This window comes from Aminobacter sp. P9b (assembly GCF_045345995.1).
In the GTDB taxonomy this organism is placed as follows: domain Bacteria; phylum Pseudomonadota; class Alphaproteobacteria; order Rhizobiales; family Rhizobiaceae; genus Aminobacter; species Aminobacter niigataensis.
Genome location: NZ_CP150082.1, coordinates 4,474,135 through 4,485,215, shown reverse-complemented (window position 1 = coordinate 4,485,215; position 11,081 = coordinate 4,474,135). Strand labels below are relative to the sequence as shown.

The window sequence follows — 11,081 nt, the reverse complement described above, 5'->3', positions numbered from 1 at the left end:
GTCGGGCGTCAGGCCTTGTGCAGGCGCAGGGGGCTCACCCGCTCGCGGGCGATGATGCCTTTTGCCTCGAGGTCGAGCTGCACCGCCTTGGCCCACCAGCCTGCCTTGGCGCCGCCGGGATAAAGGTCTTCAGGCAGGTGGCCGCGCACGCCGTCCTGCATCTGCGCCACGGTCAGCCCAGGCGACTTTGCCGGCAGCACCCTGAGGATCGCCTGCTTCATCGCATGATACATGGCGGCATCGGCTGAACTGACCTGGCCGGGGTGATTGACGTTTTCCAGTTCGACTCTTGCTGGTCCGGTGCGCGCCATCGCCATTGTCCCTTCCGTTGGTTTCAGTGCCAGTGACCAAAGGACGAGCGACGGGTGGCCGATGCTACAGGGGCGATCGATCTTGTCGAAATGGGAGCGCTGGCCGGTGCGCGTGGCGTCTCAATCCTTGATCGACTTGGCCACCAGCTTTGCCAGGGCGGGTCCGAACATGAGCACGATCAGGAAGCGCAGCATCTGCAGTGTCAGCACGAACGACAGGTCGACATTGTCGGCCGCCGCGGCGATGATGGCGATCGAATCCATGCCGCCGGGACTGGTCGCGAGATAGGCGGTCAGCGGATCGACGCCGAGGATTTGGTGCAGCCCCCAGGCCAGGGCGCCGCAGAAGGCCATCAAGGCCGCGATCGAGCCGACCACCTGAGGCAAGGCACGCGCGGCGTGGCGCAGGATGGGCCGGGTGAAGTTGAGGCCGATCGACCAGCCGATCAGCGTATAGCCGATGGCAAGCAGCCACTCCGGCAGTTGCTGCGGCACGCCCAGGCCGAGATGCAGGGTCGCACCGACGATCATGCTGCCGACGAAGTAGGGCGAGGGGATGCGCAGCAGAACGCCAAGCGCACTGCCGGCCACGGCGACCCCGATCATCGCGCCGAAGGCGGGCCATTGGAACGCGGGGAACCACTCGATCGGCGGCGTTTCGACGCCCGACGTGTCGACCCAGAGCCGGGCGACGACCGCGGCGGCAAGCGAGACCATGATGACGCGCAGATATTGCATGAAGGCGACAAGCCGGGCGTCGGCGCCGAAGGCGTCGGCCATCAGAACCATCGCTGTTGCCGCTCCCGGCGCCGAACCCCAAACCGCCGTCGTGCCCGGCAGCACCTTGAGCCGCGAGATGAACCAGCCAAGGAAGCTGCTGGCGGCAACCGTGGCAATCGCCGCGCCTAAAAACAGCGGCCATTCGGCGGCGAATGTGGTGAAGATGCCGGGCGAGATCGAGTTGGCGACGAGGCAACCCAACAGCGCCTGTGCTGCGACGAAGAGTGGCTTGGGCACGCGGACCGTGGCGCCGCTGCTGCCGAGTGCGATCGCCACCAGCATCGGGCCGACCAGCAGCGCGGCAGGCAGGTGGACCATTTCCAGCACGCCGCCAACCAGGGCCGAGCAAGCCAGCAGCAGCAGCCATTGCAGCCAGGGCTTCGTTTCGGACAGCGGGGCGGCAGGCTGCGGGTCTGGCTTCATGCGGCCGTCTTAGACCTATTCGGCCGACGGTGTCAGCCCTGTCCAAGGGTAATTATCTTCGTGAGCGCCATGCGTTTGGCGGCAACAAAGGCAATTGCGGTTCGCGACCTGTGGACGCCGAATTGATGAATCGGAACAGGTGTTTGTCGCGGTCGGCTGCGGCTCTGAAACCAGCGATGTGCGCAATACAGGCAACTCCTCTCCTCTGTAGCTTGCGAGGGCGTCTCTCCGCCCGTGCTGGATTGTCTTTGCACGGCACTGGTTTGAGCCATGGCGCTGCCGCTCAGATTCAACTTGTGCACTGGCGACTGCGAGTGCATGATGCAAATCATTCGCATTTGCAAAAGAGGGTAAGGTGGAAACACCAGGTTGGTTGCGGGAACGGCTGAGCCGCAGGTTGCTGTTGGCCGGCGGCATTTGCACGGCTGGCGCGACCGCCGTCAGCGTCAGTTCGGCCGTGGGCCAGGCTGCGCACGGCGGGCATGATGCCGCTGGCGCGGCTGGTGCCGACAGCGCCTATAAGGCCGCTCCAATATCCGGGCACAGCGGCGCCCATGGCGCGATGGTCACGGTCGGCGAGGTCGACAGTGTCCGCAACGGCTTCGACCCGGCCAAGATGCTTACCGACTGGGATGTTGGAACGACGTCGGTTCTGCCCGACGGTCGCACGCTCCGGACCTTCGAGGTCGTTGCCGAGGACAAGGAGATCGAGATCGCCCCGGGGGTCATGTTCCCGGCCTGGACCTACAACGGACGCGTTCCCGGCCCGGCGCTGCGGGCGACCGAAGGCGAGCGCTTACGTATCGTTTTCAAGAACTACGGCTCGCACCCGCATTCGATGCATTTCCATGGCATTCATGCGGCGCGCATGGACGGCGTGCCTGGGGCCGGCCTGATCAATCCCGGCGAGGAGTTCGTCTACGAGTTCGACGCCAAGCCCTTCGGCTGCCACCTCTACCACTGCCACGCGTTGCCGCTGAAACGGCACATCCACAAGGGCATGTACGGCGCCTTCGTCATCGATCCCGATCCCGCACGCCATCCCGAGCAGGCCGATGTCGCCCGTTCGCGGCTCTATGGCACGCCCGAGAACAGGCAGTGGCAGGAGTTCGTCATGGTGATGAACGCCTTCGACACCAATTTCGACGGCGAGAACGAGTTCTATGCCGTCAACACGGTGGCGCACACCTACATGAATTCGCCGATCAGGATCGCAAAGAACAGGCCGGTGCGGATCTACCTGATCAACGTCGTCGAGTTCGATCCCATCAACTCGTTTCACCTGCACGGCAACTTCTTCGACTATTTCGACCAGGGAACGACGCTGACGCCGACGTTGAAGACCGTCGACCTGATCACCCAATGCCAGGCCCAGCGCGGCATCATCGAGTTCAGCTTCGCCGATCACGAGCCAGGCCTCTACATGTTCCATCCGCATCAGTCGGAATTCACCGAGCTTGGCTGGGTCGGCATGTTCGACGTCGTGGAGGAAGTCGCATGAGGGACGCTCCGATCGTCGAAACCGAAGCCGAATTGCCCGGCACGCCTTCGCCGCGCCGGGCGCTGTGGTGGGTCGTCCTGCCGCTGCTGGCCTTTGCGGCTGCCATCGCGGTTCTGATTGCGACCAACCCGATGGCGAGGTTCAACAGCGGTGCGCCGCCGGTTGAAGACATTGCCTTCGAACGCGTCATCCTTGCCGGCGACGGCATCAGCGTCCTAGTCCGTGCCGGCGGGTCCGAACCGATGACCATCGCCCAGGTCCAGGTCGACGATGCCTATTGGCAATTCACGCAAGATCCCCCCGGGCCTTTGGCGCGAGGGTCGTCCGCCTGGATCCACGTGCCTTTCCCGTGGGTGCTTGGCGAAGCGCACGCGGTCAATCTGGTGACCAGCACGGGTGCCACCTTCGCTCACGAAATTCCCGTTGCCGTGGCGACACCGGTCCCCGACAGCTCGAGCCTGCTGACGCAGGCGATCCTCGGCATCTTCGTTGGAATCGTGCCGGTTGCGGTCGGACTGATGTTCTATCCGGCGCTGCGCGGCGTCGGTCGCTCCGGCATGAGTTTCCTCCTTGCGCTCACCGTCGGCCTGCTCGCTTTCCTGATGGTCGATGCGTTGAGCGAAGCCCTCGAGTTGGCAGGAGAATCCGCCGCGATTTTCCAGGGGCAGGTGATGGTGGTGCTGGCCGCAACGGCCAGCTTCCTGATCCTGATGGGGATCGGCCGGCGCAACGGCGCGCCGAAGGGTCTTGCGCTCGCCACCTACATCGCCATCGGCATCGGGCTGCACAATTTCGGCGAGGGGCTCGCCATAGGTGCCGCCTTCGCCGCCGGTGCTGCCGGGCTAGGTACTTTCCTGGTGATCGGCTTTGCGCTGCACAATGTCACCGAAGGGATCGGCATCGCCGCACCCATCCTGCGCCAGAGGGTGACGTTGTGGACCTTCGTTTGGCTGACGCTGCTCGCCGGCGGGCCGGCGGTGCTTGGCCTGTGGATCGGCAGCCTCGCCTTTGCGCCGCAATGGTCGGCACTGGCGCTCGCCATCGGCGCCGGGGCCATCCTGCAGGTCATCGTCGAGGTTACGGCATTGTTGCGCCGGCGCGACGGCGTTGACGTTGGCGGGCTGTTCAGCCCTGCCGCCATGACCGGCCTCGCCGCAGGTGCCGGCCTCATGTACCTCACCGCCATGCTGGTGAAGATCTGATTGGGTGGGTTCAGGAACCCGGAAGCCCAAAGCCGCCGACCGGCTCGATCTCGGTGCTGCTGTCGAAACCGGCAATCAGCGGCATCGCCTGCTTGATCGCCGCCTGCACCTCGGGCAGCAAAAGCGAGGCCTTGTGGCTTTCGCTCTTGTCCCACACTTCGGTGATCCAGATCGCATCGGGATCGGCCGGATCCTTGGCGACGACGTAGCTCAGGCAGCCGGGCATGCTGCCGGTGCTGTCGAGCAGTATTGCCAGCAACGCGTCCCGCTTGCCGGGTTGCGCGCGCATCTTGCCTATCAATCCGAACATACCCGGTATCCTCGCATCCAAATCTCCGCCGCAGGCGATTGAGCGCGTGCAGGAGCTTCATGTCCAGTGTCGCAAGTGGCTGGGCTGAAAGGCTGCTGACAGATGCTTTGCCCCGATTTCCGCTCAATTCCGGAGACTTCCGCTCGCTGCGCGAGACGCATCGGTCAGCACGGCAATAGGGATTGGCCGATCGGATTCGGGGACAGGACGCCGGCTGCGGCGTCCAGGGGGAAATGCAGTGCGTAAGATGCATAAACTGGTCTTGGCGGCGACGATCCTGGTTGGCAGCGTCGCAATCGCGTCTGCAGCAGAGCCTCTCGCAACAGAGCCGGTGGTCCCGTTCGACTGGACCGGCTTCTACGCCGGTGGCCATGCAGGGGTCGGCTGGGGTGACGCCGACTACACCTTCGCCAACGACGAAGGAATCGATTTTCCCTCGCAAAATTACTTCAACTGGGAAGCTGGAGACACCTTCTCACATCGGATGGGCGGCGGATTGCTCGGTGTCCATGCCGGCTACAACCAGCAGCACGAAAATCTCGTGCTCGGCCTCGAGGGGTCGCTTTCCCTCGCAAATGTCGGCAGGTCCGGCATCCACAGTCCGTTCAATTGGAATGACACTCGGCAGGACACCATATCGACGCGGCTCGACTGGCTTGGGATGCTGACGCCGCGGCTCGGCTATGCCTCCGACAGATGGCTGTTCTTCGCCAAGGGCGGCCTGGCCTATGGCCAGGTGCGCAGCCGCATTGACGCTTACAGCGACGCGGGCAGGTTCGATGTTACGAAGACGTTTTCCCGGCCAGGCTGGACCATCGGCGCAGGCGTCAACTACGCCTGGACGAACAACATCATCCTCGGGCTCGACTACAACTATGTAGACCTGGGGTCGTTCACTGTTTCAAGCTTTGCCAGAGATTCCGAAACGGGTGAAATCGACACCCGCGGCTCGACCCACAATGTCGACACCGCATTTCACGCGATCATGGCGCGAGTGAGCTGGCAGTTCAACTAATCCGGCGGGGGGCCGGGCGCATCGGTTCGAGCGGGGCGTTTCCTCGAGCCGGTGCGCGTTCTTCTTTGTTTTCGCATGCCAGGCCGGGCTACATCAGCTCAAGATCACGCGAAAGGCACCGCCACAGTGCCCCTGGGCAGCTTGGCCTCGTCGTCAGGCTCGACATGGATGATCACCCGCACCGACGGGATGTCGGCCCGCAGCGCATCCTCGATGCGGTCGCAGATGACGTGGCTTTCGCCGACGGTCATGTCGGCGTCGACGACCAGATGGAACTCGATGAAGGTGGCGCGGCCGGCGATGCGGGTCTTGAGGTCGTGGACCTCGATCGCGCCCTTGGAATTGGCCGAGATGATGTCGCGGATGCGCATGTGCTCGTCGAGCTCGACGGCGCGGTCCATCAGCCCGTCCATCGACGAGCTGATGACGTGCCAGCCCTGCCACAGGATGTTGAGCGCCACGATCACGGCCAGTGCCGGATCGAGGATCTTCCAGCCGGTGACAACGGCAGCGACGAGGCCGATCAGCACGCCGGCGGAGGTCACCACGTCGGTCATGATGTGATGGCCGTCGGCGACCATGGCGGGCGAGCGTTCGGCCCGGCCGACGCGGATCAGCGCGCTTGCCCAGATCGCGTTGATCACTGCTGCGACGCCGTTGATGCCGAGGCCGAACCAGGGCTGCTCGACGTCCATCGGCACGCCCCAGCTGCGCCAGACCTCGAACAGGATGAGGAAGGCGGCAACTACGATCAGCACGCCTTCGAGCACGGCCGAGAAATATTCCGCCTTGTGGTGGCCGTGCTGGTGGCCCATGTCCGCCGGCTTGTGGCTGATCTTGATCGCCCAGAAGGCGGCCATGGCGGCGACGACGTTGACGATCGATTCGAGCGCGTCCGAATACAGCGCCACGGAACCCGTCATCCACCAGGCGACGAATTTCAGGCCCATGACCCCCGCGCCGATGATGATCGACCAGAAGGCGAGCCTGGCGACACGCCGCTTGGACGATGGCTGTCCACCGCGCGTGGCCGACAAGCTCTGTGTTTCGGTTTCGCTCATGATCTCTGCTTGCAGTCCCGGCGGCCGCTCAGGCCGCCTTGTCCTTGGCCTTGCGCGGCATGTGCGCGACGACGTTCTCGATCATCCGCATGCCGGCGTCGTGGCCGAGTGTCATGATCGATTCCGGGTGGAATTGCACCGCGGCGATCGGCTCCTTCTTGTGCTCGAACGCCATGATGACGCCGTCCTCGGTCTCGGCGGTGACGACGAAATCGCTGGGCAGGCGCACCGGATCGGCGAAGATCGAATGGTAGCGGCCGACGGTCACTTCCTTGGGCAGGCCGGAGAAGATGATGCCCGGCTTGGAGACGCGGATGCGCGACGGCTTGCCGTGCATCGGCACCGCCAACTGGCGCAGCTCGCCGCCATAGGCTTCGGCCAGCGCCTGCAGGCCCAGGCACACGCCGAAGATCGGCAGGTCGCGGTCGCGTGCCTTCTTGATCGTCGCCGCCGTGTCGAAATCCTTCGGCGTGCCCGGTCCGGGCGAAAGCACCACGAGGTCCGGCTTGATGCGGTCGAAGATTTCCTCGGGCACCGGCGAGCGCACGGTCGAGACGTCGGCGCCGGTCTGGCGGAAGTAGTTGGCCAGCGTGTGGACGAACGAGTCCTCGTGGTCGACGAGCAGGATCTTGACCCCTTCGCCGACGCGCGCGGTGGTGCGCTCGGTGCCTGCGGAGTTGCCGGTCTTGGCGTCGCGGATGGCGGAAAGCATGGCTGAGGCCTTCAGTTCGGTTTCGGCTTCTTCTTCCTCGGGAATGGAATCGTAGAGCAATGTGGCGCCTGCGCGCACCTCGGCGATGCCGTCCTTGATGCGGATGGTGCGCAGGGTCAGGCCGGTGTTCAGGTCGCCGTTGAAATGCACCATGCCGATCGCCCCGCCATACCAGGCGCGCGGGCTCTTTTCGTTACTCTCGATGAAACGCATCGCCCACAATTTGGGCGCGCCGGTGACGGTCACCGCCCAGGCGTGGCTGAGGAAGGCGTCGAAGGCGTCCATGCCCTCGCGCAACCGGCCCTCGATGTGGTCGACGGTGTGGATCAGCCGCGAATACATCTCGATCTGGCGGCGGCCGATGACGCGCACCGAGCCCGGTTCGCAGACGCGGCTCTTGTCGTTGCGGTCGACGTCCGAGCACATCGTCAGCTCGGATTCGTCCTTCTTCGAGTTGAGCAGCTTGAGGATCTGCTCGCTGTCGGAGATGGCGTCGTCGCCGCGCTTAATGGTGCCCGAGATCGGGCACGTCTCGACGCGGCGGCCGTTGACGCGCACGAACATCTCCGGCGACGCCCCGATCAGGTATTCGTTTTCACCAAGATTGATGAAGAACGAGTAGGGCGAGGGGTTGATCGTCTTCAGCCGGCGCGAGATTTCGGACGGTGCGGTCTCGCAGCGTTCGTAGAACATCTGGCCGGGCACGACCTCGAACAGGTCGCCGCGCTTGAAGCTGTCCATCGCCCGGCGCACCAGTTGGGCATATTCGCCCGGCTCGTGGTCGCCGCGTGGGGGAATGCGGTCGGAAGCCCTGAAGGGCTCGGCAGCGCTGTCACGGGCGATGCCTTCGGTCGAGAAACCCTTGCCGGAATAGTCGTAGCGGTCGTGCCAGGCCTTGGCCGAATAGTGGTCGACAACCAGAATCTCGTCGGGCAGGAACAGCACCAGGTCGCGCTGGCTCTCCTTACGCTCCAACTTGTGCTCGACCGGGTCGAACTGGAAGGCCAGGTCGTAGCCGAAGGCGCCATAAAGGCCGAGATTGCTGTCCTCGTCCGATTTGAACAGTGCGGTGATGGCACGCAGCACGGTGAACACCGACGGCACGCGCGAACGCTCCTCTTCGGTGAAGACACGCCCGGGCGTTGCCACTTGAAGCGCGATCAGGCGCTTCGTCGTCTCGCCGATGGTCAGTTCCTCGAGCGGCGCCAGTGCCGCGTGGATGACCGGCAGCAACACCTCGCCGCGGGCGTTGAGCGCCTCGATCTTCATGGCGCGGCCGCGCGCCGAGATCACGACAGGCGGGTCGATGATCGCGGTATCCCATCTGGTATAGCGGCCGGGATATTCGTAGTTGGAGGAGAAGACCGCGCCGCGCCGGCTGTTCAGCCCATCGAGATAGGTCTCGATCGCCCCGGCATAGGCGGTCTCATGGCGCTGCCTGGTGATGGAAACACCACCTCCGGTCACGTAGCGCTCGGCACCGTTATCAAGCAGTTCCAACGTCATTCCCGTCTCCATCTGTTGCCGTGGGAGCGTCCGGAGCCTGGTTCGAAAAAAGCAAATGGCCGCCCGGAAATCCCGTTGCGGCCATCACAATTTTCACGCGCACGCGCTTCAAGAGGCCGCTGTCAGCTGGCCCGCCACCAAATGTTCTGGAGCGAAGTCGTGTTCATGGCAAATCCATAGCTAGGAAAAACCGGGGGTGCAACTGGATTTGCGTCGTCTTGCATTGCATTACCAACTGACGCTCAATTTGTCGTCCGGCGCCGCATCAGCACCACGAATGCCACGCCTCCGATCAGTCCGGTGACGATGCCGAGCGGCATGTCCTGCGGCGGCATCACCGTGCGGGCGGCCATGTCGGCAGCGATCAGGAAGATGGCTCCCACCAGCGCCGACAGCGGCAGCACGCGGCGATAGTCGCCGCCGACGAAGAAGCGCACGATATGCGGGATCATCAGGCCGACGAATGCGATTGCGCCGGAATAGGCGACGGCACATCCGGTCAACAGCGCGCAGACGACAAACACATTGAGCCGAAATCGCCGGGCCGGGATGCCGAGCGCAGTGGCGCTCTCGTCGCCGAGCGTCATGGCGTTCAGGTTGCGCGTCTGCGTCATCAGCCAGGCGCCGCCCACAAGGAGGGCTGCAAGCGGGTAGGGCAGGTGGCTCCACTGCGCCAGGCCGAGCCCGCCGAGCATCCAGAAGATTGCGACATGGGCGGCCTTGGGATCGCCGATGAAGATCAACAAATTGCCGGCGGCGCTGATGATGAAGCTCACCGCCACGCCGGCGAGGATCAGCTGGCCGGCCGACTGCACCCGTGCCAAATTGGCGATCGCCAGCACCAGCGCTGTCGCCGCCAGCGCTCCGGCAAAGGCGAACACCGGCACCGTGATGGCGCCGAAGATCATGCCGGCGTGGATCAGCGCCATGATCGCGCCGAAGGCAGCGCCGGACGAGACGCCGAGCAGATGCGGGTCGGCGAGCGGGTTGCGCGTCACCGATTGCAGCGCCGCACCCACCAGCGCCAGCGAGGCGCCGACGGCCGCGCCCAGGATGACGCGTGGGGCGCGCACGTCCCAGACGATATTCTCGCGGCCGCTGGACCAGGCCACCTCGACGCTTCCCGGCACCAGCTTGTTGGCGATCACGCCCCACACGGTCTCAAGAGGGATCGCGACCGGACCAACGCCGACAGCGATGACCATGGCGGCGACGAGCAGTATGACCAGCCCCGGGATCAGGGCCGGCATGGCATGGATCAGGGCGTGCCTTGGCCCCGCGACGAGGTGGCGGTGCGACACGGTCAGTCGGCCCGCAAGGCGGCGGCCAGCCGCTTGATGGCGGCGATGTTGCGCGGACCTGGCGTCGCCTCGATGTATTCGAGTACGAAGAAGCTGTTGTTCTTGACCGCGGTTATGTCCTTGAAGGCCGGGTTGGAGCGCATGAACTCGATCTTCTGCTCGGCGGTGACCTCGCCATAGTTGACGATCACCACCATGTCGGGGTTGCGGTCGATGACCGGCTCCCAGCCGATCTCGACCCAGCTCGACTCGACGTCGTCGGAGATGTTCTTGCCGCCGGCGGCCTCGATGATCGCTGTCGGCATGGCGTAGCGGCCGGCGGTGAAGGGTTTCTGCTCGCCGGAATCATAGAGGAACACGCTGACCGGCCTGTCCAGCTTGGGCAGCGACGCCTGGAAATCGGCGAGCTCCTTCTCGTAGCCTGCCACCAGCGCTTCCGCCTTTTCGCGCACGCCGAAGATCGCGCCGAGATTGAGCAGGTCGGCATACATGTCCTGAAGTGACGACTTGTCCTTCTTCATGATGTGGATGCAGCTCTCGGTCAGCTCGTAGACCGGGATTTTGAAGGGGGTGAGCGTGTCGGGGGTGACGTCGCCGCCGACCTTCATGCCGTAGTTCCAGCCGGCGAAAAACAGGTCGGCATCGGCACCCAGCAGCACTTCCTTGGTGACGTATTTCGGCGCGAGCTCCGGCAGTTCGCCGACGCCCTTGCGCAGGTTCTCGTCCAGCGTCTTCCAGCCAGAAATGCCGGAATAGCCGGCCATGCGGTCAGCCAAACCGAGCACCAGCATCATCTCGGTCAGGTTGACGTCGTGGGAGACAGCCCTTTTGGGCGCGGCCTCGAAAGTCACGTCGCGGTTGCAGCTCTTGACGGTGGCGGGGAAGCCGCTGGCAGCGGCGGAAGCACAGGTGGCGAGCAGGGCGGCGGCGATGATGGGCAGGCGCATTGGGGCTCCTTG

General features: G+C 64.4%; 10 protein-coding genes. 3 read left to right on the top strand and 7 right to left on the bottom strand.

Features of this window, described 5'->3' with window-relative positions; genetic code table 11:
- Positions 1-8: 8 nt before the first annotated feature.
- Both WHT83_RS22135 and WHT83_RS22130 read right to left on the bottom strand, forming a co-directional pair.
- Complete coding sequence (locus tag WHT83_RS22135; protein ID WP_406872403.1) at positions 9-317, bottom strand: DUF6958 family protein; 309 nt, start codon at positions 315-317, stop codon at positions 9-11.
- A gap of 114 nt (positions 318-431) precedes the next feature.
- Entirely contained in the window at positions 432-1,514 is a 1,083-nt protein-coding gene (locus WHT83_RS22130) for an AbrB family transcriptional regulator (protein WP_183264331.1), read from the bottom strand.
- A 562-nt stretch (positions 1,515-2,076) separates the two neighbouring features.
- On the opposite strand from WHT83_RS22130, the gene WHT83_RS22125 reads away from it, so the two are divergent.
- Positions 2,077-3,015 (top strand): multicopper oxidase domain-containing protein, encoded by a 939-nt coding sequence (locus WHT83_RS22125; RefSeq protein WP_406874037.1) that lies wholly within the window; start codon positions 2,077-2,079, stop codon positions 3,013-3,015.
- Complete coding sequence (locus tag WHT83_RS22120; protein WP_183264330.1) at positions 3,012-4,217, top strand: ZIP family metal transporter; 1,206 nt, start codon at positions 3,012-3,014, stop codon at positions 4,215-4,217. The genes WHT83_RS22125 and WHT83_RS22120 overlap by 4 nt, the downstream gene beginning before the upstream one ends.
- A 10-nt stretch (positions 4,218-4,227) precedes the next feature.
- Here WHT83_RS22120 and WHT83_RS22115 read toward each other — a convergent pair whose 3' ends face one another.
- Positions 4,228-4,527 (bottom strand): putative quinol monooxygenase, encoded by a 300-nt coding sequence (locus WHT83_RS22115; RefSeq protein WP_318763945.1) that lies wholly within the window; start codon positions 4,525-4,527, stop codon positions 4,228-4,230.
- Between the two features lie 247 nt (positions 4,528-4,774).
- Between WHT83_RS22115 and WHT83_RS22110 the strand changes: the two genes are divergently transcribed.
- Positions 4,775-5,542, top strand: coding sequence for an outer membrane protein (locus WHT83_RS22110; protein WP_406874036.1), 768 nt, complete (start codon positions 4,775-4,777; stop codon positions 5,540-5,542).
- 104 nt (positions 5,543-5,646) lie between these two features.
- Here WHT83_RS22110 and WHT83_RS22105 read toward each other — a convergent pair whose 3' ends face one another.
- The 4 genes from WHT83_RS22105 to WHT83_RS22090 all read right to left on the bottom strand — a co-directional run bounded on the left by WHT83_RS22105 (position 5,647) and on the right by WHT83_RS22090 (position 11,069).
- Positions 5,647-6,603 carry a cation diffusion facilitator family transporter gene (locus WHT83_RS22105; RefSeq protein WP_406872402.1) on the bottom strand — a complete coding sequence of 319 codons (957 nt, stop codon included), beginning with the start codon at positions 6,601-6,603 and terminating at the stop codon, positions 5,647-5,649.
- Between the two features lie 28 nt (positions 6,604-6,631).
- The gene (locus WHT83_RS22100; protein ID WP_406872401.1) at positions 6,632-8,821 is read right to left on the bottom strand and encodes an anthranilate synthase; all 2,190 of its coding nucleotides are present in this window, start codon (positions 8,819-8,821) and stop codon (positions 6,632-6,634) included.
- A 242-nt stretch (positions 8,822-9,063) separates the two neighbouring features.
- Positions 9,064-10,071: a FecCD family ABC transporter permease gene (locus WHT83_RS22095; protein WP_406872400.1), complete on the bottom strand. Its 1,008-nt coding sequence runs from the start codon at positions 10,069-10,071 to the stop codon at positions 9,064-9,066.
- 53 nt (positions 10,072-10,124) lie between these two features.
- On the bottom strand, positions 10,125-11,069 hold the full coding sequence (locus tag WHT83_RS22090) for an ABC transporter substrate-binding protein (protein ID WP_406872399.1): 945 nt from the start codon (positions 11,067-11,069) through the stop codon (positions 10,125-10,127).
- Positions 11,070-11,081: the final 12 nt, after the last annotated feature.